The organism is Microbulbifer maximicatervae (SeqCode), from assembly GCF_052467955.1.
Genome location: NZ_CP174329.1, coordinates 2,021,918 through 2,048,232, shown reverse-complemented (window position 1 = coordinate 2,048,232; position 26,315 = coordinate 2,021,918). Strand labels below are relative to the sequence as shown.

At 47.8% G+C, this 26,315-nt stretch carries 23 protein-coding genes and 1 tRNA gene; 7 read left to right on the top strand and 17 right to left on the bottom strand.

Features of this window, described 5'->3' with window-relative positions:
• Positions 1–27: 27 nt before the first annotated feature.
• From ACJJI5_RS08800 to ACJJI5_RS08785, 4 genes are read left to right on the top strand one after another with little or no spacing between them, the layout of a single operon-like run.
• Positions 28–7,278, top strand: a complete 7,251-nt coding sequence (locus tag ACJJI5_RS08800) for a non-ribosomal peptide synthetase (RefSeq protein WP_445356041.1) — start codon at positions 28–30, stop codon at positions 7,276–7,278.
• Positions 7,275–8,573, top strand: a complete 1,299-nt coding sequence (entS, locus tag ACJJI5_RS08795; protein WP_445356040.1) for an enterobactin transporter EntS — start codon at positions 7,275–7,277, stop codon at positions 8,571–8,573. The genes ACJJI5_RS08800 and entS overlap by 4 nt, the downstream gene beginning before the upstream one ends.
• Complete coding sequence (locus tag ACJJI5_RS08790; RefSeq protein WP_445356039.1) at positions 8,570–9,292, top strand: 4'-phosphopantetheinyl transferase family protein; 723 nt, start codon at positions 8,570–8,572, stop codon at positions 9,290–9,292. Before entS ends, ACJJI5_RS08790 begins: the two co-directional genes overlap by 4 nt.
• A 51-nt stretch (positions 9,293–9,343) precedes the next feature.
• Positions 9,344–10,447: a 3-deoxy-7-phosphoheptulonate synthase gene (locus ACJJI5_RS08785; protein WP_445356038.1), complete on the top strand. Its 1,104-nt coding sequence runs from the start codon at positions 9,344–9,346 to the stop codon at positions 10,445–10,447.
• A 157-nt stretch (positions 10,448–10,604) separates the two neighbouring features.
• On the opposite strand, the gene ACJJI5_RS08780 is transcribed toward ACJJI5_RS08785, so the two are convergent.
• The 6 genes from ACJJI5_RS08780 to ACJJI5_RS08755 form a co-directional block, all read right to left on the bottom strand.
• Positions 10,605–11,093: a GNAT family N-acetyltransferase gene (locus ACJJI5_RS08780; protein ID WP_445356037.1), complete on the bottom strand. Its 489-nt coding sequence runs from the start codon at positions 11,091–11,093 to the stop codon at positions 10,605–10,607.
• A gap of 242 nt (positions 11,094–11,335) precedes the next feature.
• Positions 11,336–11,842 carry a GNAT family N-acetyltransferase gene (locus ACJJI5_RS08775; protein WP_445356036.1) on the bottom strand — a complete coding sequence of 169 codons (507 nt, stop codon included), beginning with the start codon at positions 11,840–11,842 and terminating at the stop codon, positions 11,336–11,338.
• A 155-nt stretch (positions 11,843–11,997) separates the two neighbouring features.
• Positions 11,998–12,609: a DUF998 domain-containing protein gene (locus ACJJI5_RS08770; protein WP_445356035.1), complete on the bottom strand. Its 612-nt coding sequence runs from the start codon at positions 12,607–12,609 to the stop codon at positions 11,998–12,000.
• Positions 12,610–13,723: 1,114 nt separating this feature from the next.
• Complete coding sequence (locus ACJJI5_RS08765; RefSeq protein ID WP_445356034.1) at positions 13,724–14,242, bottom strand: MaoC family dehydratase; 519 nt, start codon at positions 14,240–14,242, stop codon at positions 13,724–13,726.
• 30 nt (positions 14,243–14,272) lie between these two features.
• Entirely contained in the window at positions 14,273–14,800 is a 528-nt protein-coding gene (locus ACJJI5_RS08760) for a MaoC family dehydratase (RefSeq protein ID WP_444942190.1), read from the bottom strand.
• Between the two features lie 56 nt (positions 14,801–14,856).
• Positions 14,857–15,708, bottom strand: a complete 852-nt coding sequence (locus tag ACJJI5_RS08755) for an HpcH/HpaI aldolase/citrate lyase family protein (protein ID WP_445356033.1) — start codon at positions 15,706–15,708, stop codon at positions 14,857–14,859.
• 280 nt (positions 15,709–15,988) lie between these two features.
• On the opposite strand from ACJJI5_RS08755, the gene ACJJI5_RS08750 reads away from it, so the two are divergent.
• A complete protein-coding gene (locus ACJJI5_RS08750) occupies positions 15,989–17,188 on the top strand; it encodes a CaiB/BaiF CoA transferase family protein (protein ID WP_445356032.1) in 1,200 nt (399 codons plus the stop codon).
• A 5-nt stretch (positions 17,189–17,193) separates the two neighbouring features.
• On the opposite strand, the gene ACJJI5_RS08745 is transcribed toward ACJJI5_RS08750, so the two are convergent.
• The 8 genes from ACJJI5_RS08745 to ccmA form a co-directional block, all read right to left on the bottom strand.
• Positions 17,194–17,793: an IMPACT family protein gene (locus tag ACJJI5_RS08745; RefSeq protein ID WP_445356031.1), complete on the bottom strand. Its 600-nt coding sequence runs from the start codon at positions 17,791–17,793 to the stop codon at positions 17,194–17,196.
• Entirely contained in the window at positions 17,756–18,340 is a 585-nt protein-coding gene (locus tag ACJJI5_RS08740; RefSeq protein WP_444896644.1) for a DsbE family thiol:disulfide interchange protein, read from the bottom strand. The genes ACJJI5_RS08745 and ACJJI5_RS08740 overlap by 38 nt, the downstream gene beginning before the upstream one ends.
• Positions 18,341–18,355: 15 nt before the next feature.
• Positions 18,356–20,347 (bottom strand): heme lyase CcmF/NrfE family subunit, encoded by a 1,992-nt coding sequence (locus tag ACJJI5_RS08735; RefSeq protein ID WP_445356030.1) that lies wholly within the window; start codon positions 20,345–20,347, stop codon positions 18,356–18,358.
• On the bottom strand, positions 20,344–20,793 hold the full coding sequence (locus ACJJI5_RS08730; RefSeq protein ID WP_413665106.1) for a cytochrome c maturation protein CcmE: 450 nt from the start codon (positions 20,791–20,793) through the stop codon (positions 20,344–20,346). The genes ACJJI5_RS08735 and ACJJI5_RS08730 overlap by 4 nt, the downstream gene beginning before the upstream one ends.
• An 87-nt stretch (positions 20,794–20,880) precedes the next feature.
• A complete protein-coding gene (gene ccmD / locus ACJJI5_RS08725; RefSeq protein ID WP_444912610.1) occupies positions 20,881–21,123 on the bottom strand; it encodes a heme exporter protein CcmD in 243 nt (80 codons plus the stop codon).
• 1 nt (position 21,124) lies between these two features.
• Complete coding sequence (locus tag ACJJI5_RS08720) at positions 21,125–21,868, bottom strand: heme ABC transporter permease (RefSeq protein ID WP_282933518.1); 744 nt, start codon at positions 21,866–21,868, stop codon at positions 21,125–21,127.
• Between the two features lie 14 nt (positions 21,869–21,882).
• Positions 21,883–22,596, bottom strand: coding sequence for a heme exporter protein CcmB (ccmB, locus tag ACJJI5_RS08715; protein ID WP_282933519.1), 714 nt, complete (start codon positions 22,594–22,596; stop codon positions 21,883–21,885).
• On the bottom strand, positions 22,583–23,257 hold the full coding sequence (gene ccmA / locus ACJJI5_RS08710; protein ID WP_413665104.1) for a cytochrome c biogenesis heme-transporting ATPase CcmA: 675 nt from the start codon (positions 23,255–23,257) through the stop codon (positions 22,583–22,585). The genes ccmB and ccmA overlap by 14 nt, the downstream gene beginning before the upstream one ends.
• Before the next feature lie 298 nt (positions 23,258–23,555).
• Between ccmA and ACJJI5_RS08705 the strand changes: the two genes are divergently transcribed.
• Positions 23,556–24,248 carry a 2OG-Fe(II) oxygenase gene (locus ACJJI5_RS08705; RefSeq protein WP_413665103.1) on the top strand — a complete coding sequence of 231 codons (693 nt, stop codon included), beginning with the start codon at positions 23,556–23,558 and terminating at the stop codon, positions 24,246–24,248.
• 338 nt (positions 24,249–24,586) lie between these two features.
• Here the strand turns inward: ACJJI5_RS08705 and ACJJI5_RS08700 are convergent, their stop codons facing one another.
• Positions 24,587–24,766, bottom strand: coding sequence for a PA3496 family putative envelope integrity protein (locus ACJJI5_RS08700; RefSeq protein ID WP_108735213.1), 180 nt, complete (start codon positions 24,764–24,766; stop codon positions 24,587–24,589).
• Between the two features lie 410 nt (positions 24,767–25,176).
• Between ACJJI5_RS08700 and ACJJI5_RS08695 the strand changes: the two genes are divergently transcribed.
• A tRNA-Arg gene (locus ACJJI5_RS08695) sits at positions 25,177–25,252 on the top strand.
• Positions 25,253–25,553: 301 nt separating this feature from the next.
• Here ACJJI5_RS08695 and hdeA read toward each other — a convergent pair.
• Positions 25,554–25,982, bottom strand: coding sequence for an acid-activated periplasmic chaperone HdeA (gene hdeA, locus ACJJI5_RS08690; RefSeq protein ID WP_282933522.1), 429 nt, complete (start codon positions 25,980–25,982; stop codon positions 25,554–25,556).
• A gap of 2 nt (positions 25,983–25,984) precedes the next feature.
• Positions 25,985–26,212 carry a hypothetical protein gene (locus ACJJI5_RS08685; protein WP_445356029.1) on the bottom strand — a complete coding sequence of 76 codons (228 nt, stop codon included), beginning with the start codon at positions 26,210–26,212 and terminating at the stop codon, positions 25,985–25,987.
• Between the last annotated feature and the right edge of the window lie 103 nt (positions 26,213–26,315).

Genomic DNA, 26,315 nt, shown 5'->3' with positions numbered 1-26,315 from the left:
TCAATATGTTGAAAAAGGATTGTTACTGTGCAAGAAGAAAGCGCGACCATTTCTGCAAGTAAACTTAACGATAACACTTACCCTTTGGTGGGACCTCAAGTGGGGATCTGGCTGGCCGATCAGCTTTCGGAAAGCAGCAATGCCTTCGCCGTGGCTCAATATGTGGAGATACACGGCGCAATTAATGTAAAACTTCTGACAAAAGCTATTCATATTGGATTAAGTGAAGCTGACACGATTCATGCAGAATATCACCAGGAAGATAACGTTCCGATCCAACAGCTCCAGTCAGCGCCAGAACCTGAATCCTTAAACGCTGTAGACTTCATAAAAATTGAAGATCCGCTTGATCCGGTAGCTGCTGCAAAATCTTTGATGCTCGATGATATTCAAAGTGAATTAAGATCAGATAGCGAAGCCTGCCTCTATCATCATATTATTTTTCAGTTACCCGATAGTTCAAATGGGAAACACTTTCTCTGGTACCAGCGCTATCACCATTTAATGGTGGATGGCTTCAGCTTTACCGCCCTCACTAAAAGAATCGAGAAAATTTATAATGCACTTATTAATGGTGCACCCATAGCCAGCTCTCCATTTACGGGGTTTTCCGCAGTCATTGATGAGTACCTAGAGTATGCCGAATCGGAAAAATTCAAACAGGATCGAGCCTTTTGGGCAGAATACGCCAAGAGCTTGGCAGCACCACTGACATTGTCGAATAAGACTACCAGCTCGCTCGACAACGCCAACAGCCTTGTGCATCGCCAAAGTATTTCGATGGCTCGAAGTTTAATTGAAAATCTAACCCAGCTGACGGACGCAAAGAAACTGTCGGTGGTCGACCTTACCACAGCAATGATCTTTATTTATTTATCCCGAATATGTGATAGCAATAAAGTTACCGTAGGCTACCCATTTATGCGGCGTATGGGCTCCTCCGCGCTTAACTCTACAGGCCCCGTTGCTAATGTACTGCCATTACAACTTGAAATCAGTGCCGAGCAAAATATCTTTGACATTGCCCGATCTCTATCCAGGGAGTTACGCAAAATCCGTAAACATCAACGCTACGAATCCGAGCAGCTACAAAGAGATCTTGGGCTGGTCGGCTCACACAGGCGTCTGTATGGTCCCACTATAAATTGCAAAATCTTTGACTACACACTCAATTTTGATGGGGTCCCCGGTAAAACCTACCAAATAGCAACAGGCCCCATTGAAGATATAGAGTTTTCAATTTACTTCGGCAAAGAAACAATAACTATTGAACTCGCAGCCAACGCTCATCGATACAGTGAAAAGGAGCTAGAACTCCACAGACATAGAATCAGCGATCTCTTTGTTCAGGCTCACCATAATAGCCACTGTTTATCCAGTGAATTCTCTCTAATACCTATCGGTGAAAAAGGTCTTATCGACAGCTGGGCTAAAGGCATAGAAATCACCAACACTGAAAATCATATCAGTGTCTTGGATATTTTTTTACAACAAGTACACACTCGCAGCAATGAAACTGCCTTGGTTTTCGAGGGACAGGAAATTTCATTCAGTGAACTTTCACTGCGCGCGCTAAAGATTTGTGCTTCCTTACAGAACAAGGGAATAACACCACAGAACATTGTTGCCGTGGCTCTGCCAAGAACCGTTGACTCTATTGCCGCCATCCTGGCAGTGTTCTACTCTGGTGCCACATACCTACCGCTCGACCTTACGCACCCGGATGAGCGTATTGCTATTATGTGTGACGATGCGCAGCCGGCACAGGTTATTACATTATCCAATCATGCCCACAGGCTACCATCCTTTGTTGACCAACTGCACCTGGATACAGCGGCGCTTGCCACCCCCAAAACGTATAGCGACCAGGCATTGATTAATTCTGGGGAGCAGAGGGCCTATATATTTTATACCTCAGGTTCTACCGGAAAGCCTAAAGGTGTAATGGTGCCTCACGGGGCGCTCCTTAACCTGGCGCTGGCCCTACAAAAGGAAATTTTTGCAAATGCCATTGAACACTGTGCCAACACCCGCCTAAAGGTAGCACTGACTGGCTCATTTTCATTTGATACATCCTGGGACCCAATTCTTCTTATGATGCTCGGCCATGAGCTGCACTTGTTTGGTGACGATGCCAAACGAGATGTTTATGGGTTAATCGATTCTATCCGCACATTAAAAATAGATACTCTTGCCGTCGCTCCATCATTGGCTACTCAACTAATGGAAGCCGGACTGATGGATGAAGGCCACCATCACCCGACCTTGATGGATATTTGCGGGGAGGCCGTATCTCCAGCCTTATGGTCTCAATTACAACAGTTCCCCAAACTGCAAGCGTATAATATTTACGGCCCCACAGAATTCACCGTCTATGCGACCAGTGCACAGGTATCCACAGATCTGGCGGAGCCGGTTATTGGTAGCCCGCTAGCCAACACCGAAGTTTATGTATTGGATAAACGACTGCGTCCAGTTCCCATTGGTGTCTCCGGCGAGCTCTATCTCGCAGGGGACAATATAACCATTGGATATCTGCGCCGCCCAGAAACCACTGCCAGCCGCTTTGTAGCAAACCCCTACCGCCCCGGTAAAGTTATGTACTTAACTGGGGACTTGGTTCGCTGGGGCACCCATGGAGAATTGGAGTTTATCGGGCGCTGTGACAACCAGGTAAAAGTACGCGGATTTAGGGTTGAGCTCGGCGATGTAGAAGCTGCGTTTTCATCTCTCGATGAAACCAAAGAAGTGGCTGTAATTGCCAAACCAATTGCTACAGGAAATCAATTGCTTGCTTACTGTACGCTGAAGACACCGTCAAACGGCAATAAGCAGGAGATTGAGAGCCGACTTATACAACAACTGAACGATCAGCTACCAGATTATATGGTGCCTGCTAGCTTAATTATTCTCGAAGAGTTTCCTCTAACTGTGAGTGGCAAGCTCGATAAAAAAGCCTTGCCAATGCCTTCTGCGACGCCTCAAAAAAGTTCAAGAGCGGCAATAGGAACCGCTGAGAGACTTGTGTGTAGCGCTATTGCGAGCACTTTGGAGATCGACAATATTGGAGCAGAAGATGATTTCTTCCAATTGGGAGGAGACAGCATTTCAGCAATGCACCTATGCACGGCAATGCGCAAAGCTGGCTACGATCTGCGCCCAAAAGAAATTTTCAAGTTGCGCTCTGCTGAGCAGATTGCCCTCAATCTCACACCTTTAGAGAAGCAATCCAAAGAGATTTCACCGGCGACATTGGGATTACCCCTGGTTGAAGCAGAGACTAAATATGGCCCTCTGACCGCTGTACTCCCTGTGCTTCCCCTGCAGGAAGGTCTACTGTTCCAGACCCAACTGGGTAGCGAGGAAAACTCCTATAGCTTTACGACAAAATTAACTCTCGAAGGCGAACTGGATATCTCCCGGTTGGGCCGAGCCCTAAACTCCACTTTAGCGAAGCACCCTCAACTAGGAGCCCTATTCGACTGCGAATCCTGGGATGCCCCTCTGCAGCTTATCCCCCAAATCAGTAGCGATGCCGATACTGCTGGAAAATGGCCTTTGACAGAAATTGACTTGAGCCAGCTACCAGAACCACAGCAACAGGAGATGCTACTTAATCTGGAGCTGCAGCAGGCCGGGCTGCATTTTGATATTCGTATGCATGCCGAAACCCGTACACCTCTGCTACATGCTCATGTTGTAAAAACATCAGTGGAAAATTACGCTCTGCTAATCACTGCACATCATCTGGTTATCGATGGCTGGTCGACTCCAATTCTATTACAGGACCTGCTTGAAGCTTATCGGGAGGATACCGGGAAAGTCACATCAGAACCTAACCGTTACAATCCTGTTGTAATGGAACTGTCTAATAAGGAAAAACAAAATACCATTAAGCATTGGGGAGACCTTCTCAAAGGTGTCACCCCCACTATCGCGTTCGCAGAGAGTCGCGATAAAGAAACAGTTCATGAAATAGAAGTCCCCCTTTGTACGCACTTACACAAACAGCTCAATAAGCTCTGCCAACAGGAAGGACTCACGTTCAATACAGTGATCCAGGGTGTTTGGGGCGCAATGTTGGGATCAATAACCGGGCGCAATGACGTAGTATTCGGCAGCCCAGTTTCTGGACGATCCAGTGCGGTAGATGGGATTGATGAGGTGATTGGTTTATTCAGTAACACCCTACCCGTTCGTGTCCAGTTACAACCTCAACAACCCCTGATCAAGCAGCTGCAATCATTGCAGGAGCAACAAATCGCACTGTTTGATCATGACGGGATTGGCCTGGGTGAAATCCAACGTATTGCCGGCACAGATACCCTGTTCGATACACTTCTGGTTGTGGAAAATTATCCGGCCGACGAAGCTCTGATACAGCAGAATCACGCCGGGATTCATTTAAATGCAGTTCAAAATCGCGGGTTTACTCACTATCCACTGACACTATTAGTATTGCCTGGAGAAAAACCTAGAATACTTTTTGAATATCGGGATGCGGTTGTCAATGCTGTAAACCTTGTTCATCGATTTATCGACCTGCTTACACAGGTTGCCGAAAATCCAGAACAACCGTTGGCTGCCATGTCCCTGCAGACGGACACTGAGCGCAAGCTTCTTGAAAGTATCAATGACACCAAACAGACATTTGATCCTGTCACTTTACGCGATTTATTAATTAGGCAAGCTCAAGTTAGCCCAGATGGTAGAGCGCTCACAGACGAAAGCAGCTCCTTTGACTATCAAAGTATGCGTCAAAGTGTTCGCAGTATTGCTGCACAACTCAACGCTCACCACGTAGGTCGCGGCGATATTGTCGCCGTGACTGCTGAGCGTAGTGTTGAGCTCAGCCTCTCCCTACAAGCTGTAATAGAAGCCGGAGCCGCTTACTTACCATTGGACATTAGCTACCCGGATGAACGCTTGGCGCTCATGTTGGAGGATGCTAACCCCAAACTGATAATTGCTGGAGAAAATCAGGTTCACCGATTTGGTGAAAATTCTGCGGTGCCCTGCACCGCACCTGTACTAGCTATTGAAAATCTTCTCCAGCAGTCGTCACCCAATGAATTAATTGCTGTGGAAATTCGGCCGGAAGATCCCGCTTACCTGATTTACACGTCAGGGTCGACAGGTCGCCCCAAAGGTGTTCTGGTTTCCCATGAAGCCATAGTGAACCGGCTGCTTTGGATGCAAGCGGAATACAATCTCACAGAAAATGATGTAGTGCTGCAGAAAACACCATCAAGCTTTGATGTCTCAGTATGGGAGTTCTTCTGGCCACTGATCCGGGGGGCAGAGCTGGTCATGGCCCCACCGGAAGCACACAGAGATCCGGAGCATCTACTGCAGATTATCTCCAAATACCAGGTAACAACCATGCACTTTATACCCTCAATGCTCGCAGCTATGGTGGACCACCTGGATAGCCAGCCATCTTCAGTACCTCTTACCAAGTCGCTGCGCCGGGTATTTTGTAGTGGCGAAGCACTTTCGAAAGAACTTGCCTCTGCCTATGCAAGTTACTTTAAAGCGCCTTTGCACAATTTATACGGCCCTACTGAGGCCGCTGTTGACGTTACATACTGCCCCGCTGATTTAAGGTTAAATCTTGGAGAAGGTACGGGCATACCTATCGGCAAACCGGTTTGGAATACCCAACTGAGGATTCTCGATCAATTTTTACGCCCGGTAGGTATCGGTGTTCCCGGAGAACTCTACCTAAGCGGTATGCAGCTCGCACTCGGTTATCTCAACAGGCACGGCCTGACTGCCGAGCGGTTTGTAGCCGACCCCTATGCAGTAGGCGAGAGAATGTATCGCACCGGTGATGTCGTTCGCTGGATGCCTGATGGTAACGTTGAATATCTGGGGCGCAGTGATGATCAGGTTAAAATTCGTGGACTGCGAATTGAGATTGGTGAGATTGAACAAGCGCTATCTTCCTTGGAGGGAGTGAGGCAGGCTGCCGTTCACGCCCGCGTATTGAGCCAAAGCAAAGCGACAGGTGATAACCGTCAATTGGTCGGTTACGTAATACTGGATAACCCAGAAAAGTTCCCGGAGACTCTTAGCCCACTTTTGGATCAGCTGGCCCAATCCTTACCGGCACATATGGTGCCGTCAGCATTGGTTGCTGTGGAAACGTTCCCACTCAGTGCCAATGGCAAGCTCGAAAGAAAAGCACTGCCAGACCCAGAAAGCGATAAAACTGATTCCGGCCGTCCACCCAGTGAAGGGGCTGAGCAAATTATTGCCAATGCCTTCTGCAAGATGCTGGACTTGGAATCCGTAACAGCAGAAGCGAGCTTTTTTGAGCTTGGTGGTCATTCACTACTGGCTATGCGGCTGGCTGCAGAACTACGCCAATGCTTGTCCCTTCCAGTAACAGTAGGACAAATTATGGTATCTCCTACTGTTGAGGGACTTGCGGCGGTATTGACCGATGAGAATTTGCGCAAAGATCCTGAAAAAGCGGGCTTTGGCAATATTCTTCCGATTAGGGCTGGAACAGGTACGCCGCTGTTCTGTATTAACCCCGGTTCAGGTTTTTCATGGCAGTACACCGGATTCCCCAAATACCTTGAAGGAAACTGGCCGATTATTGGCCTTCAATCACCGCGACCTAACGGCCCTGTAGCTATCAGTGAATCGATGGACGAAGCCGTTGAGCGCTACTTACAAACCCTCTTAAGTGCACAGCCCAAAGGCCCCTATCACTTAATGGGTTACTCGTTTGGCGGTACTGTTGCCGTAGCCCTGGCATCCAAGCTGACGGCACTCGGCCACCAGGTAGCTTTTGTCGGATTATTCGATACTTATCCACCTGAAGGCCAGGAATGGAAACGACCCACAGAAGATGAAGCCAGGGAAGAAGTAGAGCGCGAGAAACGGCAATTCCTCAGCGCAGCTGAAGGCGAATTTGCCGATGAAGCAACACTGGCAGAGCAGACCAAAATGTTTAACGATATCGTAGCGAATTACGATGATACTGTACGCCTGCTATCGGATGCAGACACCCAACCCTATTCTGGTAATGTGCAATTATTTGTTGCGGAAAAGACACTGCCTGAAGGTTGGGACGTAGATAAGTGCTGGTCTCCATTCCTGAATGACATGCAACAACACCGATTGCCTTTTGCCCATGACGATATTCTATCGCCGACATCTCTTGAAGTGCTCGGGCCCCTACTCAACGGTATATTGGCAAAGGTTCCAACTTTAACTAAACAGACAGAAAAAGCAGATCCCCAAGAGGCTGTAACATCCCTATGAACCGTTCACTATTTATGAGATTTGACTTGCTCAAGAGCAATGCAAACTTCCGCATGATCTTTATTGCCAGGATGATTTCGATTATCTCTCTGGGGATGTTAACAGTCGCGGTGCCGGTACAAGTCCATGCAATGACAGGCTCTACTATCCAGGTAGGAGTCATTATGGCTCTGGAAGGTATAGCCATGTTTATTGGCTTGCTGTGGGGAGGTGTGCTCGCCGACCGCCATAACCGCCGCACACTGATTTTGATCGGACGCTCCGGTTGCGGCTTGGGTTTTGCTGCATTAGCTATAAATTGCTTCTTTACATCACCCTCACTAATAGCCCTGTATGCTCTTTCCATTTGGAGTGGTTTGTTTGGTGCAATTGGTATCACTGCATTAATGGCCTCAATTCCCTCAATTGTAGGCAAAGAGAATCTTGCCTCTGCCAATGCTTTGGGCATGCTCACCGTACGTATCGGTACCGTTATCTCGCCGGCAATTGGCGGATTGATTATTGCCGCCACTGATATCAGCTGGAACTATACTGCGGCCTCCTTAGGTACTTTTGCCACGCTGATCCCGCTGACCCGATTGCCCTCCATGGCGCCAGGAAAGCAGCCGAAAAAGCAACCTCTAAAAGCACTAGCTGAGGGTTTTTCATTTTTATTCCGTCATAAAATTGTTGGCAGTGCGATTGCAGTAGGGACATTGGATTCCCTGGGCAAAGGCATCCGCGTTCTATTCCCCGCAATGGTTACCGTTATTTTTGGTGGAAGTGCATTCGAAATCGGCCTGATGTATTCTGCTGTGCCCTTAGGGGCTATGTTGGGTGCCCTAACCAGTGGCTGGGCGCCCCAATTAAAACGTCCCGGTGTTGTTTTACTACTCACTTGCACCCTCTCTTTTGTTGCCTTGAGCGGTCTCACTCTCGCTAACCATCTCTATATCGCTTTAGTTGCACTAGTCGCTTATGGCTATTTAGGGGCTATTAGTTCACTAATTCAGATTACTTTGGTTCAGAGTCATACTCCTAACCAATTACAAGGAAGAGTTAACAGTCTCTGGGCAGCCCAAAATGTAACCGGCGATACTTTTGGCGCAATGGGATTCGGCATCTTAGGCAAGCTGTTTGCCCCAATGGCCGGTACTCTCTACTTTGCTGCTACAGCAATTGGCATTACTGTTGCTATGTCCTTGGGATTCAGAAGTTTGAAGGACGCTGTATTTATTAAAAATAAAGCGCAAACGCCTCCTCAAAGCCCCGTCCCGAAAAAAGAAAAAATGGAAACTGAAGCCACAGCATTATGAATTGGGAATCCTCTTATAAAATTGACAACCCGATACCCAGCTTTTTAGGTGGATACAAGGTGATGAAGTCCAAGTACTTTACGGGCCATATGGTAGAGACTACTTTTTGCCCAGAAAGGTATGACGATCAGTTTTTCTCTCACTTGAATATTCCTTTTCCAAGTTCATTAGTAAAAGCCGTCCCATCACGACGAGCTGAATTTCTTGCTGGACGAAGCTGTGCTCACCTTGCACTCAGAGAGCTAGGTGTGCCAGTGAGAGAAATCCCTATAGGTATAAACCGCTGTCCAGTATGGCCGGAGGGAGTACAAGCCTCTATTACCCATGCAGGCAACCGAGCAATCTGTGCAGCCAGCACTACTTCTCAAGGGCTTGGGATTGATTATGAAACAACTATTGCCGCTAAAACTGCTGAAGAAATCAAACGCAATATAGTCAGTGATTCAGAAGAATCCCTACTTTCAGAGAGCGGTTTCCCTCAAGAACAGTGGTTGACTATGGCTTTTTCCATTAAAGAAAGCCTTTTCAAGGCACTATATCCTCTAGTTGGAAAATACTTTGACTTTCTGGATGCTGAAATTACAACACTGTCGCCCCTGCAGCAAAAATTAGAACTGAAAATTTTGCGAGATCTCTCATCCAGAGTTCCCAGTGGAAATACCTACACTGGTACATATCATCCACATCAAGACGGCATATTGAGCATCGTTGAGTATTAGTCAATCTCGACAATAACAGCGCTATCTCAGTTAAAAGAAAAGGACCATTCTATGTCTGACGTTCCTGCTATTTTGAGCGCACGGACTCATATGCAACTTCCGGGTAATGATGAGCTAATCCGAAAAATGCCGTGCCCATCTACTTCCGCTTTAACTATTGAACGAACCCGTAATGAGATTTCCCGAATATTGCGAGGGGAGGATGATCGACTTTTGGTTGTGGTAGGCCCGTGTTCAATTCATGACCCCATCGCCGCACTAGATTATGCGCAAAAGCTGTCCGAGATTAAGCCCCAGTCTGAAAGTAACCTCTGCCTGGTAATGCGGACCTATTTTGAAAAGCCACGTACCACCATCGGCTGGAAAGGCTTTATTTACGACCCCAATTTAGATGGCAGTGCCGATATGCATACTGGGCTCACTATGGCTCGGGAACTATTGCTTAATATCAATGCTCTGGGCTTGGGAGCAGCCACCGAATTTCTTTGTCCTTTGAACGCACTATACATCGCAGACCTGATTTCCTGGGGAGCCATTGGTGCCCGCACCACAGAATCACAAACACACCGGGAATTAGCTTCAGCACTTCCTTGCCCTATCGGATTTAAAAATAGTACCGACGGAAATATCAAAGTTGCAATGAATGCGATTCAAGCTGCCCAATCACAACAGATATTCTGCACCACGATTCGCAATGGAAAGTTTGAAGCAGTTCAGTCTACAGGCAACTCTAATTGCCACTTAATTCTTCGCGGAGGAACAATACCCAATTACTACCCCGAAGACATCGAACTAGCGATATCCCAACTTGACTCTGTATCGCTACCGGCCGGCATTATGGTTGATTGCAGTCATGGCAACAGCCAGAAAATACACAGTAATCAAATAGTTGTTGCGGAATCTCTCTGCGATCAAATCAGCACAGGGCAAAGAAATATTTCAGCTGTAATGATTGAGAGCTTCCTCGAAGAAGGAAGCCAAAAAATTCTCCCCTGGGGCAAGATGACCTACGGACAATCGGTTACTGATGCTTGTATCGGCTGGAAGGATACTTATCAGGCGTTAGAGATGCTTTCTGAAGCCGTTGTCAGACGTCGCCATCTATTTACCACCTCCCACAATATGGGAATGGAATTAAATCAAAGTGCTATGTAATAGTATTTCAAGAATATTTAAGCTGCCATTACTTCACTGGCATGGCAGCATTCCAAAATACCGAAGATTGCGTACATCTCCACTAGATTCATAAACCATTAGCCGCAACAATTTGAATTCTCTACTTCCTGCCTGCTACTCTTCAGGTGCAATTACACTAAACTACCTTAGCCATAAGATAGACATCAGCATACTCACCATTTCGAAATGCATAATTTTTTGCAGTGCCTTCGACCTCAAATCCATACTTCTTATATAGACCTACAGCCTGTTCATTATCAGTATAAACCTCTAACTCTATACGGCGAACGGCAAGCCAGTTAATAGATAAGTTGAGCATTGCCTCTAAAAGCTTTGAGCCAACCCCACTCTTTTGATGCTCTTCACTTACTGCCATACCTATATTTGAGACATGCTTTCGCCTTGGATTCGAGAATACCTCCATTCCAATTTGACCGACGATCATCCCATCCAGGACAGCTACGATGCTATAAAAGTTATCGGGGATATTCCCCAGAAACTTTTCCCATTTATCTATTGAAGGGTATGGGACTTGAAGTGTTCCCGCATAGCAGGAAGACTGAGCATATATATCTTTAATTTCAGGAATATCTTCTTTTCTACTATGTCTAATTTCTATACTCATGGACCCACTCTCGTATCACTTAATATAAATTCTACCAGCTTATTAATTTCGGTAGAGATAACTTTCCTATTCTGACGCATATCCACAACCACGCCCCCACCTGAATAAATTTAGCGTCTCTCAAAAGCTGGATACGCATTTGCTCGTATATTCATTGTCATGCCTATAGAACATACAATCTTACTTGTCCGCCCATTTCTATCTGTAAAACGGTGAAAGGTCCATCGCAGTACAGCTGGCAGTTAAGCTTGAGCCGAGAATGCTTTGTGATATACAACCTCTCCACTTGGAAAATCGTCATCAAACGACAGTGCCTGGAAGTACTCTACGGGTACATCAGGTAAAACCAGCCCTTCAATAACTTTGAAGCCAAAACGCCTGTAATAAGCAGGCTCCCCCAGTACAACGCAGCCTGCCGCACCTTGTTCTTTGAGGTCAACCAGGACGCTCCGAACAAGCTTTGAGCCAACTCCTCTTCCTTGATACTCAGGTAGTACTGAAATCGGCCCGAGCCCGAACCAGTTGGCTGAGCCATCAGAAATAACAACTGGAGAAATGGCAATGTGGCCTATAATATCTTCATCCACTTCAGCCACCTTTGATATAAATAATGCGTCAGCTTGGCGAAGGGCCTTCACGATAAACTGCTCAGAGTGATCAGTATACGGAGCGTCCCGAAAAGCCAAGGTAGTGACTCTGTGGATTGGCTCAATATCTCTTTTACTCTCTTTGCGTATCTGAATATCCAAATTTTGCTCTCTCTAAATTTTATAAACTATTTTCCCTGCTTTGTTATATTGAATTTTTTTCTTTAAATTGACACTCTTTCTGTCTCCCACAAGTAGATTACTTTTTGAGTAAATTCCTACGATTCTTGATTTATCTGATTTGATACCTTAACGCATTACGTAACAGGCATAGAATATGACGCAACTTGTTCATGCACCTTCTTTTTGGCCGACGATGAAAGCTGATAAGCTGCCAGGCCATACCATATCAAAGTAACTGCCACCCAAGTCCTTTGTGTCACTCCTTTGTATTCAACAGGCATATATCCATAACTAAAGAACCAAAAGAAAACAACGTGAATCAAGGTTACAAGTACGCATAAATCCTGGAATTTCTTTGAGATATAATAATTGCGCATCTCTAAAGCAAATATAACAGGAACAACCATTAAGATACTTGTTAGCCCATATACATCATGTAATGGGCTATTCATAATAAAGAGCCCCGCAAAAATCCATGTCACACCAAATGCAAACATCGTTAAAAAAGTAAATTTAGCCTTTGCGAGTGACAAACAAGGCAGAGAAAATATACACATAGAAAGACCAATCAATATATCTGTAAGTCTATGTGAATATGAAAAGAAAGGTGATTCCAATGCTAACTCACTAATATGCTGAGTCACAATACTATAGCCTGGCAAAAACAACCCCAAGAAAATATTATACAGTGCAAACACAGGTATCAGCATTGCCTGCCTAATGAATATCAAATCCCGATTACCCAAAACTCACTCCATCTTGTAGAAAAATTAACATCCACATCTCAGACAAGCCAGCGCTACCTGACTGCCCAATGCAGGCTCATGTGATCGAAAAACACGGCATCAGCTTATCAAGTAACACCCTACATTGTGACGTAAAGTTGCCGAGAATACGCATGGTAGCGATTTATAGCCAATAAGGCATTTTCCAGGATACTCTCTTCAACACTATTGCCAAATAAGAGCGCGTACCTAGAATTCTCCGAATCTTGTATTTTGAACTCGTACTCAATATCGAAGTACTCAGCTAAAATATCCTCGATATAATCGAGATGATCCCAACTGAAAAGCTCTAAACACATGCCAAAATCTGGATCACAGGAAATTCTAAGTTCTTTCAATAATGTCGATCTATCTACCATAGTCACTTAATGCCAATCACTCATGGGGAGGCTCGAAGCGCTGCCCCCAAGAAAGCATAATAGCGTTAGTACTTACCAGATGCATTCTGCTTAACAGGAACTTCTGATCTGTAGTACTTCATATGCATATTTATCTAATTCATCTTCATTTGAATAAATATCAGGGTAAACTACCCTGTGCTCTTTTATCAATTTGAAAATCTTACACGTGGCTTTCTTGCTTTCACTATCTACAGACGGCAAGCACCCATCACTAGTCATGACAAATGTGTCAACTGACATTCACAGTATCTCTGAGTCACTGCATAATTCCCTATGTCTGTTTCTACCAGCGTTCTATTACTACCTACTGAATTAAGATATTTATCTTTAAGGGTATACAAAGAAGCTATTTGTCACTTTGTACAAAGGTACCCCTAAAGACATCTTACAGCTGCACAATATACCAACATTTTCCTCGTTTTGACGACATACGTAAATCTGCATAAATCAATCCATTTACACAGATTTTACAACGGACGTAACCATCCCCCCGAGGTGTTCGCAACAGGCGAAGATGGTACAGGCTACATTCAAAATAGTTAAAGTAGGGAGATATTAGAATGCTCTTTTCGTTCCATCGCTATACTGGAGGACTTCTTGAATTTTACTATTTGCGCTATACCATTCTCGACAACCCAAAGTAGGAAAAAGAAGCGCTTGGCTAGGTAACGAAATCAGTATCCAGCAGCCTTATAGGGACCAAAGTTCTTACGATAAACAAGTAACGTTCGCTTGTAGGCACAAACCCATTCACCATGTTGATTTTGAGCCCGGGAGTATATGCTGAGCAGCCCCTGTTCAGGCCTTGATTTTGACTCCCTTTTGGAAAGTATCTCAGATTCGAAGTATAAAGTATCTCCTACATAAACTGGCTGCAACTCACAGTCACTCATCTCCAAGTTAGCTACAACCTTTCCAAACGTCCTAGTTGTATGCGCCATTGCGCTTAAAACAAATGTCTCCAATACTCGTTGCCTATCACCATAAACTCGACGCGCATAAACTTTATCAGTGATAAACGGGCTGAGATCGAATGAGCGAAGTGCATAGTCGATACAGCTAGCTTCAGTGAAGGTTCGACCTGGACGATGCTCGAATATTTGCCCCACTTCAAAATCTTCAAAGTCTATTCCGACCGTTTCTATATAAACGTTATCTTCTACTTCCCGCAAAATATTAAATGACTCTTTCATTGAGGTCACCTAAATATGGAAATTGAAAATTTAGTAGCCGTTCGCAGAGAAAGGCAGGTGATTGCGCTTGAAAATCAACATATCACACTGCATTTCGCAAATAGTCTTCTTGTCTTGATTCTTTCCATATATAACAATTTCTACCAGCCCCGCGTCGTCATACTCACTACCTGCCTGGACTTCAAGAACCTTACTCTCAGAATACAAGGTATCACCGCCATAAGCTGGTGCCACCATGGAAATTTTTCTCCAACCAACAATTTTTTTTCGTCGATTGTAGGTCTTCCAGATCAAGCCCATTAGCTGTTGAACCGCTAAAGTAGTATCGATTAACGGCTTACCGAATTCAGTTTGGGCGGTGTAACACTCATCAAAATGCAGCATGGCTTGATTTAAGGTCTTGACGCACTCTTCCTTATTATCGTGCTGGCTAATGGTAACGCCGGGCCTATGGTGAAAAACCTGCCCTACCTTAAAGTCTTCAAAATCGAGACCGTAACGCTCTCGGTAGCGATTTTTGCCGGCCTTTATATATGCGGGAAAATGATAGCGGGGCATAGAAACCTCTTGCCTTACCGAAAGGCTCCGGTGAGTTTGGCTCTGCTACAGTACGGTCACAATCCCTTCGAGGCCGCCACAGTTTTCAGTGCCCGCTCAACCACGGGCATATCCACCATCTGTCCATCAACTACAAGAACTCCACCATGATTCTCTTTATAAGCTTTCAGTACTCGCTGAGCATGAGAGAGCGCCTCACTAGATGGTGCCAACCCTTGGTGAATCGGTTTAATTTGCTTTGGATGGATGGCTATTTTTCCAGAAAACCCGAGGGCGGAGACCCTCTGTGTTTCCTCAATTAGGCTTCTTTCATCATCCAGTTCCAAATAGGGGCCATCTACAGCATCAATGCCGGCAAATGCAGCAGCCTGAACCAGCCGCCCCCTGCCATATAAAAGAGCATCCCAGCTCATATCCGACCCCACTGTTGCACTGTAATCAGCCGCACCAAAGGCCAAACAAACCACCTCCTCTACCTGGGCAATACTCAATGCATTCTCCAAACCTTTTGGGGATTCAATCAGGGCTATTATTCGAATCGCTTTATGGGAGGGGGCCATAACCTGGCAAAAACCAATCACTTCTTCTGCTGATTGAACCTTGGGAAGGATCACAACATCTGGCAGTTGCTGCAGATCTAGCAGCATCAACATATCCTTGATACCGCAATCGCTATCGAGCTGGTTGATTCTCAACGCGCGCTGAGTGGGAATAATATCCTCTCCTGTAAAGAAATTGACCACCTGCTCTCTTGCAGTATCTTTATCTTCCAGGGAAACGGCATTTTCCAAATCCACACAGGCAATATCTGCTCCGCTGGCCATTGCTTTTTCATAGCGATCCGGCCGGGTCGCAGGGACAAACAGGACGCTGCGAAAATACTTGCTTCTCTTAGTCGCACTACCCATCTGGCGGCACCCTCTCAACAATTTGACAGATAGCCGGATATCCGTTCCCGGTGCCCTTCTCTACAACCGGATTCCAAGCCAATCCAGTAGCTCACCCAAAAGACTAGCAACTCTGTATTAAATCGCGACACTCACCTTCAGTGAGCCCTGCCTGTCAGAGGGTCACTAAAATACGGGTGACCGACTATTCCCAATATCTACCAGCCAATCCCATCGAATTTACAACTCCTGCTCTATGCTGAGGAATACGGCGTATCTATATTTAGTGGATTATTCCGACATGTTACCTCTCTCAGGATTGCGGATTGTGGCGGTGGAACAATATGGTGCAGGCCCTTTTGGCACCTTATACCTGGCAAATCTTGGAGCGGAAATCATCAAGGTCGAAGATATCTCCCACGGGGGGGATGTAGGCCGTACCGTAGGCCCTTACTTCTTGGAAAATGAACCTGGGGATAATAGCAGCCTTTTTTTCCAGGCTTTCAATCACAACAAACGCAGTTTATCCCTCAACCTGTCCTCTCCCCAAGGGCAGGAAATCTTGCACAAATTAATTCTTAGTGCAGATGCACTGACCGACAATCTACGGGGAGACGTACCGGGCAAGCTGGGTATTACTTACAAAACACTGGGAAAGCTGAACCCCAAGATCGTTTGCGCCCACCTGACTGCCTACGGCCGCAGTGGCGATAGGGCCAAGTGGCCGGGATATGATTACCCCGTGCAGGCAGAGGCAGGCTATTTCAAGCTAACTGGTGAACCTGACAGTCCACCTGCCCGGTGCGGCCTGTCCCTGGTGGATTTATCCACTGGGGTAGCTCTGGCACTGGCCGTTGTTTCCGGAGTACTCAATGCCAGGGAAACTGGCAAGGGACGAGATATTGATGTCAGCCTTTTTGATAACGCTTTATACAATTTAAGTTATGTGGCCATGTGGCAATTAAATGCAGGGCACAACCAAAAACGAGTACCGCGATCTGCACATTTTTCCCTAAGCCCCTGTCAACTCTATAAAACAAAAGACGACTGGATTTACCTGATGTGCAATAAGGAAAAATTCTGGAAAGCCCTGTGTCAATGTATTGAACATCCAGAATTAGTTGACGCACCCAAGTTTGTAAATTTCAGGGAGCGCAGAAAAAATCAATCGGAATTAACTGAAATCTTAGATGAGATACTGTCAAAAAAAGATACTGCAGAGTGGCTGAAAATTTTAGCTGGTCAGGTGCCGGCAGCCCCGGTATATGATGTTGAGCAGGCGCTGACAAATCCCTTTGTTTCCGATACTGACCGCATCCAAACAATGCCCAGTGATCACGGCAAGGATATTAAAATATTGGCGCCGTCAATTCGCTGTGATGGAGAGATGGTTAATTTCAAGCGGGCACCTACCCTGGGAGAAGACACCAAGGATATCCTGGCTGAGCTTGGCTATTCCGGGGCTGAGATAGCCAAGCTCGCCAAATACGGCATCATTTAAAAGAACTATTGATCATCGAGCACCTGAAAGCTCTCCGCCAATAGTTGCGCCTGCAATTGCGACCACTGATCCTGGGGGATTGAAACTGGCACGGTGACGTCACTGGCATATTCCGCCTGGCCACAACTCCCCTGGTGACGCCCCACTAAAAAGCGCAGGCGGGCTTCCTGGGCAAAATCACAGCGAACCAAAACATGCATCAGGGGAACAAAGGGCTGCAATGGAATATCTTGCAGCGCGGCACCTACCGCACCGCGATAGGCACGCATCAAGCCACCCACACCAAGCTTGGTACCACCAAAATAGCGGGTCACTATAGCGCCCACATTACCGACACCCTGTTTCAGCAGCAATTCCAGCATTGGTCGCCCTGCGCTACCGCCGGGCTCGCCATCGTCATCTGCTTGCATAACTTCCGGATTGGAAGGGTTGCCGATTACCAGCGCGGTACAGTGGTGGCTTGCGTCGGGGGATTGAGCGCGGACAGCATCCAGCTGTTGCTGAAAAGCCGCTTTATTCTCTACTGGCCCCAGCCAACAAATAAAACGGCTCTTCTTTTCTTCTGTCTCACTGACAACGGGAGATGAGGGAATCTGATAACTCACCGACAATATCGTCCCAGCGCTGGTTTTTTAATTTTTCGTACAAAGGCTGGAGCTTGGTCTGCCAGACTTTATTGTCGACAACGCCAACGTGTTTGCAGCGAATAGTTCCCTCGGAATCCACCAGGAAAGTTTCCGGCGCACCGAAAACACCGAGGTCCAGAGCCAAACGGCCATCTCTATCGGCGAGGCTATACAAATAGGGATTGTGGAATTTCTCCAACCACTTGATTGCTGCCTCATCCTCATCTTTGAGGTTAACGCCAACGATCGGCACACCCTGCTCAGCCAGAGCATTCAAATAGGGGTGCTCTACCCGGCAAGCTACACACCAAGTGGCCCATACGTTCATCAAATGCGGGCCATTGGGAAGATCTTTCTTCTCTACAATTTGGCTGTTATCCGCCACTTTTTGCAAAGAGAATTCCGGCACAGGTTTATTCAGCAGGGCCGATGGCATTTCCTGCGGATTCAGGTAGAGGCCCCGCCAAAATAACAGGGCCAGCACGACAAATATTACCAGGGGCAAAAAGAGTTTGAGTCTAGACATTATCCTTTCCAACTATTACGCCGTAGCAACATTGCCTGTAACTTCTACATCTACAGGTTTAGCGGCCTTCGCTTTACGATAGCGCTTATCCGCTACAGCAATAGCTCCACCAATCGCCATCAAAAGCGAACCCAGCCAAATCCAAACCACAAAGGCTTTGTACTGAAGTCGCACAGCCCAATCACCGCTTGGGTTAGACCTGTCCATCGGCTCACCGAGGGCCACATAAATATCGCGGAAGAATCCAGTATCGATCGCTGCCTCTGTCATGGTGTTGCCACCAGACAGGTAATTGCGTTTCTGGGGATGCAGCTCTGCAACCGGCTTCCCGTCCTTGCTGACATGCAGTACACCTTCAAAGGCTCGGTAATTAGGCCCCTGAACCATACGAACACCGTCAAATTTGAAGTCGTAACCGGAAACCTGGAAACTGTCCCCAGCACCCATACGTACATCTTCCTCAATGCTGTAAACGGTGGTCAGTACTACCCCCAACACCGAAACTGCTAGGCCGATATGTGCGATATGCATACCGTAGTAACTGGCTCTCTGACGCTTAAGGCCGGCAAAGAATGAGCTGGAGTTGCGGGTTTTAGCCACGATATCAGCGATGCTGGAAGCAAAGACCCAGATACCAATAAAGATTCCGAGCGCCGCTCCCCAGTGGAAATCTCCCAGGGCCAGGGTCCACAGCAACGCAACTACCAACGAAGCGACAAATGGCAAACGCCATGCGCTCAGCAGTTTGTCCCAGCGGCTGTCTTTCCAGTTGGCGCGCACGCCCATACCCACCAACAGGCAGAGAACAACCATCAGTGGCACGAAGAAAAGATTAAAGAAGGGCGGACCCACACTCACCTTGCCCCAGTTCATGGCGTCGGCCAGAAGCGGGTAAAGAGTACCGGTCAAAACCATGCCCATAATCAACATCAACAGGATGTTATTGCCAAGCAGGAAGGTTTCCAAAGAGCGGAAAGAGAAAACACTGCGGGCGCTGACTGCTGGTGCGCGCAGGGCGAACAACAGCAGCGAAGTGCCGACAATTACAGCCAGGAAGCCCAGAATAAAGCTACCTCGCAGTGGGTCAGTAGCAAATGCATGCACCGAGGTAATCACCCCTGACCGCACCAGGAAGGTGCCGAGCAGGCTGAGACTGAAAGCGAAAATCGCCAGTAGGATAGTCCAGCTCTTAAACAGCCCACGCTTCTCAGTTACCGCCAAGGAGTGCATCAAGGCAGTCCCTACCAACCAAGGCATCAGGGATGCATTCTCAACCGGGTCCCAGAACCACCAGCCACCCCAGCCCAGCTCGTAATAAGCCCACCAGCTACCCAGGGCAATACCCAAAGTCAGGAAGCCCCAAGCCACAGCCGTCCAGGGTCTTGCCCAACGGGCCCACACCGCGTCCAACTGGCCACCGAGCAGTGCCGCAATGGCAAAAGCAAAGGCTACCGAGAAACCCACATACCCCATATAAAGCAAGGGCGGATGGAAAATCATACCCGGGTCCTGCAACAGCGGGTTCAGGTCAGAACCTTCCATCGGCGGGAATGGCAGGGTGCGATCAAATGGGTTGGAGGTAAACAGAATAAACAGGAAAAACCCGATCAGTACAAAACCGAGTACGGATAAAACCCGCGCGGAAAGCTCTGGGGGCAGCTGCTTACCAAACAGCGCTACTGCCGCAGCCCAACCAGCCTGAATCAAAAGCCACAACAGAATGGAGCCCTCATGCCCACCCCATACAGCGGTAACTTTGTAATAAACCGGCAGGATACTGTTGGAGTTCTGTGCTACGTAATTAACCGTGAAATCACTCTGCACAAAAGAAGTGGTCAGGCAGGCAAAAGCGATCAGAACGAACGCAAAAATACCCAGAGCCAGCGGACGCCCCGCATCCATCCACACTGGGCGCGATGAATAGCTACCGGCCATCGGCACTGTTGCGAGAGCAACCGAAAGCAGCAAGCCGACAATTAACGCAAAATGGCCCAGCTCAGGGATCATATTTTCGCTCCATCGGAACAACCTTCATGGGAAACCATGGTGTCGGCTACTTCAGGTGGCGTATAAGTTTCATCGTGCTTGGCCAGAACCTGGTCCGCACGCAGAACACCACTCGGCATCAACTGGCCGGTAATCACTGCTGCTTCGCCTTCGGCAAATAGATCCGGCAGGATTTTGTCAAAGACTACGGAGAGTTGAGCCTCGCCATCGGTAATCACAAACTGGACTTCCAGGCTATCAGTAGCTCGCTGCACACTGCCCGGGACAACACAGCCTCCCGCGCGAATCCGCTTTTCCATCGGGACTTCACCCGCTGCAAAGGCCTTGGGGGCATAGAAATAATCGATATTGCCACGCATCGCATAGGCTACAAAACCTACTGCTGCACTGGACAATACCACCAGGACAAGTACGAGTATCAGGCGTTGCTTGCGTACAGGGTGCATTGTCTAAGTCCTACTCCATAACTATTTAATTCTGTTGCGCTGATAGGTTCTCCATCGCCCTATCCGCTGGAACCCGGCAAATTGAAATTAAGCCGGTTCCTCTGCTGTTTCTTTCTTTGTGGTTACTGTGCGCTCACTCACTGCCTGGCGGCGGCGCTGGGCAATTTTCTGCTGTCGCACCAACTCTGCCTTCAGGCCGCGGCGGGCGATGTAAGGGTAGAGAGCCATCCCCGCGAGACTCAGGAAAGTCACCGCGTAGGACACCCACACAAATACACCGTGGCCGTCCATCGTTAGGAAATCAGCCAGGTTGGCAAATTGAAACTCCACTTTATCGACCTCCCGCCAGTTCTTCCTGTACCCACTTGGTGCGCATCTCGCGCTTGAGCAGCAGAGTGCGGGTGTGAGTCAGCAGGGTCCAGGCATACATACAGTAGAAACCGATAATCATGGTCAGCAGCGGGTAGAACATACTCGGATCAATACTGCTGGATTCGGTCAGGCGAATGGTCGCGGGCTGGTGCAAGGTAAACCACCAGTCTACGGACTTGTAAATAATCGGGATATTCACGGTGCCCACCAGTGCCAGCAGCGCAGAAGCTTTGTCGGCGACCTGCTCCCGGTTCACTGCGTGGGTAAGTGCCATAACGCCGACATAGAGAAACAGGAGTATCAGCATTGAAGTAATGCGGGCATCCCATACCCAGTAAGCACCCCATGTAGGTTTACCCCACACAGCACCGGTAAATAGCGAGACAAAGGTCAATACCGCACCGATCGGCGCGGCAGCGCGCATCACGGCAAAGGAGAGCTTCATCTTCCAGATCAAGCCGATAGCACCGCTGATCGCCATAATGTAGTAACCGGCCAGTGCCAGGAAGGCGGCGGGTACATGGATAAAGATAATGCGGTAACTATTGCCCTGCTTGGCATCTTCTGGGGCAAAACCCAGGCCCCAAACACTGCCTACAGCGAGCAATACAACACTAGCCAGCGCCAGCCATGGCAGCCAGGCTTCAGTTTTTTGATAGAACCAGCGGGGCGAACCCAGGCGGTGAAACCATTGCCAAGCCAAGAAAGACCTCCAAATCAATTATCCAGGCTAATACGTATTGCACCCGCAGCAGCGAGTGGCGCCAGTGCCGCAGCAGCCGCTAGGAGTGCTGCCAATATCGCCAGTTGGGCGCTGTAGGCATAGCCATCAATTGCCGCCTGAACTGCGCCGGTGCCGAAGATTAGCACGGGCACATACAGCGGCATAACAATTAGTGCCAAGAGCAAACCGGGGCGGCGCAAGGCAACAGTGAGTGCTGCACCAATGGCCCCGATCAAACTCAAACTCGCGGTTCCCAGCAATAGGGAAACCAGCAAACAAACATAACCATCCACGGGCAGATTCAGCATTAAGGCGAGCAGCGGCGATAGCAATGCCAGCGGCAAGCCTGTGGCAATCCAGTGCACCAGGGATTTTGCAAGAACCGCAAAGTAAAGCGGTTGTGGTAACAGGGTGAGCTGCTCCAGGGTGCCATCTTCGAAATCACCTTTAAAAAGGCTTTCCTGGGATAGCATGGTGGACAGTAGGGCCATTACCCAGATCATGCCCGGAGCCATCTTTGCCAGAAGTTCCGGCTCAGGTCCTACCCCTAACGGCAAAAGTGCTAAAACCGTCACAAAAAATAATAAGGGGTTGGCAATATCTGCTCGTTTTCTCAACGCCAAGAGCATTTCAATCCGGAACAGCGCCATAAAACCAGGGCCACTGCGCACTTCGCTCACCGGCGTTTGGACATCAACTGTCGACATGCTCTCCCCCAAAATCCTCAAAAGGCTCAGAGACTGAATAGTCAGACAAATTAACCTCACTGAGTCCGGCTAATGACAGAGGTTGGTGTGAGGTCAGCAGAATTGAACCACCGCTATAAAGATGGACCGCCATTTGCTCTTCCAATGCAGCAACACCCACAACGTCGAGGGCGGTCAGTGGCTCATCGAGTATCCACAATCGAGGGGAATCAGGTAGAAATAATCGCGCTAGGGCAACCCGGCGATTCTGGCCGGCGGAAAGGGAGTGGCACAAGCTGTCCTCAAAGCCGGTCAGGTCGACTTTATCGAGCGCATTAAGCGCGTCCTCATGGTCAGCACCATACCAGGTGAGGTTTTCCAGCGGAGTCAGGCCACTACGCACTCCGCCCCTGTGCCCGATATATAGTAAGGACTCACGCATCGCCGAGAGCGATTGCGGGTAGGCGGTATCACACCAAAGGATCTCTCCAGTGAAATCACTGCTACTGCCAATCAAAGTGCGTAGCAAGGTCGTTTTACCTGCGCCATTACTGCCTTTGATTTGAATTGCAGCGCCGGCTTGAAGAGAAAACTGAAGGCCCTCAAACAAGCGCCGACCATCCCTTTCGCAGGCGAGATCTCTCACTTGCAGCACAACTTGGGACTTAGGGGTCACAGACATTCCAGGATAAAACCGCTCTGACAAATCTGAACGGCATTATACCGGCACCAGCGCTAATTGCATTGTCTCAGCGAGCAACATTTTAGCAACCCTTGATCTTTCGCAAGAATGCCCACTGATTCACACTGAAAAGCGCTATTTAAATTGGCACTGAATTATAGTTTTGGTATTTTCACACCGTCGTGAGATTCAGTACCTGTTTCTCGCTGTACCCTCAAGGAAGTGGGTAATCTCAGAAGTCGACATAAAGCTGGACCCCCAAAAGGGCCAATTCTTCTGCTCGTAAGGATGCGTGTCTATGAACAATCTCGCCACCCATATCGATCCCTGGCTCGACGCTACTACTTTAATTGGCCAAGAAAGCCAGATTCACCAACAGCCATTTCCTTTCTTCGTTGCCAAGAACTTGCTGGCCGAGAACCTGATGGCATCCTTTATCAAAGACTTCCCAAAGCTTAAAGGGGCCGGCTACCTTCCCTACGATAGAAGCAGTTGTGGCACCACAATAAATGAACTGATTGAACAGTTTAGGGCTCCGGAATTTGCCGATGCTATTGGCAACAACCTGGGTATTGAGAATCTTTCTCAATACCCAACCTATGTTTCCATTAGCCGTACACTCAAGAAACGCCACGGCCGCATCCATACCGACGGACAGTCAAAAATTGCTACCGCCCTGCTCTACCTGAACCCGGAGTGGTCCTTGGACGGCACAGGCTGCCTGCGCTTCTTAAAAAGCGGCGATAACTTTGAAGATACCGCAGCCCCAGAGGTAAAACCTTCGTACGGTACCCTGGCCGCATTTAAGCGAGCCGATAACTCGTTCCACGGACACTTGCCTTTCGAAGGTAAAAGATTGGTTATCCAGGTAGCCTGGTTAGTCAGCGATGCTGACAAAAACAGAAAGGCCAAGCGCGGCAAGTTAGCTTCAAAACTCAAGCGCCTGCTGGGTTGGTTTGGAGGCAACTCTGCAGCCACACAAAATATGTAGCTACAGCCAACTCAATACCTACGATAGAGCCCGCATCCCTTACGGGCTCTGTACCTACACACCTTCTTCCCTATCTCCATAGCGCCCATTGCAAAAATAATAAACCTAACAACTTTAATTAGTGAAAATACAATACGGGGAAACAAAGCCCAACGATTTAAAAGCACAGAGAAGAGCCAGGGGAAAATAGAAGTGACTTGGGCAGGAAAGGCAAATTTTCAATAAAATCTATTAACTACGCAGAGTACAGTTTAAGCAACCCTATTTTTAGATTACTTTAATTTATTATCTGCACCCTGCATAGCTGGCCGTAGCCGTTAAAGTTTCAGCATATTTCGTTAGTCGAAATCATAATCCATTAATTCACGCCTTAAACGCTTTTCCTCCAATTTGTCTTCTACCATTCGACGTGCGTCGCGTGGTGGCTGAGAGGTAGCTTCCTTCAGCACTTCAGTTGCAATTTGTGGAATACCCACATTATCAAAATCTAGGCGTCTTTCGTTAACGTGGCCGCTCATACGAAACTCCATAATCTTGATTAGAGAAAGCAGAAATATCCTTATCGCACCAAGGGTGCAATTGCAGGTTATCCAGCTCAATCAATCGTGGTCAAGCAATAATTTATCAAGTGGAAATACGGCTTTTACGTCAAAACTTTCCAACTGATCCCCGAACAAAGCTATCCGCAAAAACCGCCATTTCGAAGTCAAAGTAGCGAAGAAAAAAGACAGATTTATGAAGGTTTTTCGAAAATTTTAAGAAAAGGGAACGACGGGAATAGCAGTAACCGAGTGGCGCCAATGTTACCCTCAGTGACACAGCAACTTGGTACGATTTGATGGAAGGTGAGTTAATGGTGAAAAGCATGACATGACACAGGGCTTTCCACAGGCTAGAATAGCGCCGCTCTTCAGCAGTGCTGACACCCGCCCCCGTCGGTTAACAGGATAAACCACGGACCTCCTAAGTCCGGACTGGTGGTTCGAGTCCACCCGGGGGCGCCATACATATCAAGGCAAATTAGCAAACGACTGCCTTTGCCGAATGCATAAACAACGCCAGGAATAACCCAGCCAACAGCACCCCACCCCAGAAGAGCCTGGTAGAACGGCTAATCGTTCTCCCGCGCCTGGCTTCGTTTCTTACAGTCTTTCCCATATCACAAATCCATTTGCCTACATTTCGTCCATTCACCATAAATACTAACCGAAACCATTTCGCTGGTGAATCTCCATCTCAGGATAGACAAAGCCCGGCACAAGCCGGGCCCAGAACAATAGCAATGCAAGTATTGACGAACAGCGCCTACTGGTTAGTCCCGTTTGTGCCACTGCCACCATTACTATTGTTCATCTGAGTGCCATCCTGCATTTTTTTCTGCATCTTCATCATCTGCTTTTCAGCTTTGTCCTTCTTGTGGTGCATCCCCACCTTGTGCCACTCATCTTTGAACTTAGCCCAGAAAGATTCTTTTGGCGCTTTGGTGCAGGCGGTAATCACCATCGGCGTCACTTTTTCTGTGCCTTCAATATCCAGCATATCCCCCTCTTCCGTGCCTTTCTTGGCGTAGGCGGCAGCCCAATAAACTGCTTTAGGCTTAAACTCATCGTCGATAGCTAGGAAATCCGCACAGGTCCAGTCTTTCGCCGGCTTCTTGGGATGGTTATCCGCGAAGGCAGCAGAAGCAGCAAGACTGGCAATTACCAAAGGAAGAATGAACTGCTTACTTTTCACAATTAGATCTCCAAAATATCCAGGGTTATCACCCCGTGAATCAATTGCAGGTAATGTGCAATCCGCTCGCTACCCACGGGCCGGGGAGGACTGGCCGGCAAGTCACTAAAATGACTGCGACAAACAGCGAGGCAAGGAATAGCCCCGGAATCACCAGCCTTACGACAGCGGAAACGCAAGCCAAGACACTGAATCAACGAATGCTTGGCCCATTGAAAGGATAGACGCATTTTTCATTTTTTGGGGAAAATCAAAAACACTTTCTTACCCACTTGCATACAAACTTTATTGTCCAGACGCATTCCATGTGAAGAAGCAGGCTTTACCGATATA

Bases quoted from the DNA above. Each gene is read 5' to 3' on its own strand.
- entS (WP_445356040.1), top strand. From the start codon at position 7,275: ATGAACCGTTCACTATTTATGAGATTTGACTTGCTCAAGAGCAATGCA.
- ACJJI5_RS08790 (WP_445356039.1), top strand. From the start codon at position 8,570: ATGAATTGGGAATCCTCTTATAAAATTGACAACCCGATACCCAGCTTT.
- ACJJI5_RS08785 (WP_445356038.1), top strand. From the start codon at position 9,344: ATGTCTGACGTTCCTGCTATTTTGAGCGCACGGACTCATATGCAACTT.
- ACJJI5_RS08780 (WP_445356037.1), bottom strand. From the start codon at position 11,093: ATGAGTATAGAAATTAGACATAGTAGAAAAGAAGATATTCCTGAAATT.
- ACJJI5_RS08765 (WP_445356034.1), bottom strand. From the start codon at position 14,242: ATGAAAGAGTCATTTAATATTTTGCGGGAAGTAGAAGATAACGTTTAT.
- ACJJI5_RS08760 (WP_444942190.1), bottom strand. From the start codon at position 14,800: ATGCCCCGCTATCATTTTCCCGCATATATAAAGGCCGGCAAAAATCGC.
- ACJJI5_RS08755 (WP_445356033.1), bottom strand. From the start codon at position 15,708: ATGGGTAGTGCGACTAAGAGAAGCAAGTATTTTCGCAGCGTCCTGTTT.
- ACJJI5_RS08750 (WP_445356032.1), top strand. From the start codon at position 15,989: ATGTTACCTCTCTCAGGATTGCGGATTGTGGCGGTGGAACAATATGGT.
- ACJJI5_RS08740 (WP_444896644.1), bottom strand. From the start codon at position 18,340: ATGTCTAGACTCAAACTCTTTTTGCCCCTGGTAATATTTGTCGTGCTG.
- ACJJI5_RS08735 (WP_445356030.1), bottom strand. From the start codon at position 20,347: ATGATCCCTGAGCTGGGCCATTTTGCGTTAATTGTCGGCTTGCTGCTT.
- ACJJI5_RS08730 (WP_413665106.1), bottom strand. From the start codon at position 20,793: ATGCACCCTGTACGCAAGCAACGCCTGATACTCGTACTTGTCCTGGTG.
- ccmB (WP_282933519.1), bottom strand. From the start codon at position 22,596: ATGTCGACAGTTGATGTCCAAACGCCGGTGAGCGAAGTGCGCAGTGGC.
- ccmA (WP_413665104.1), bottom strand. From the start codon at position 23,257: ATGTCTGTGACCCCTAAGTCCCAAGTTGTGCTGCAAGTGAGAGATCTC.
- ACJJI5_RS08705 (WP_413665103.1), top strand. From the start codon at position 23,556: ATGAACAATCTCGCCACCCATATCGATCCCTGGCTCGACGCTACTACT.
- ACJJI5_RS08700 (WP_108735213.1), bottom strand. From the start codon at position 24,766: ATGAGCGGCCACGTTAACGAAAGACGCCTAGATTTTGATAATGTGGGT.
- ACJJI5_RS08685 (WP_445356029.1), bottom strand. From the start codon at position 26,212: ATGCGTCTATCCTTTCAATGGGCCAAGCATTCGTTGATTCAGTGTCTT.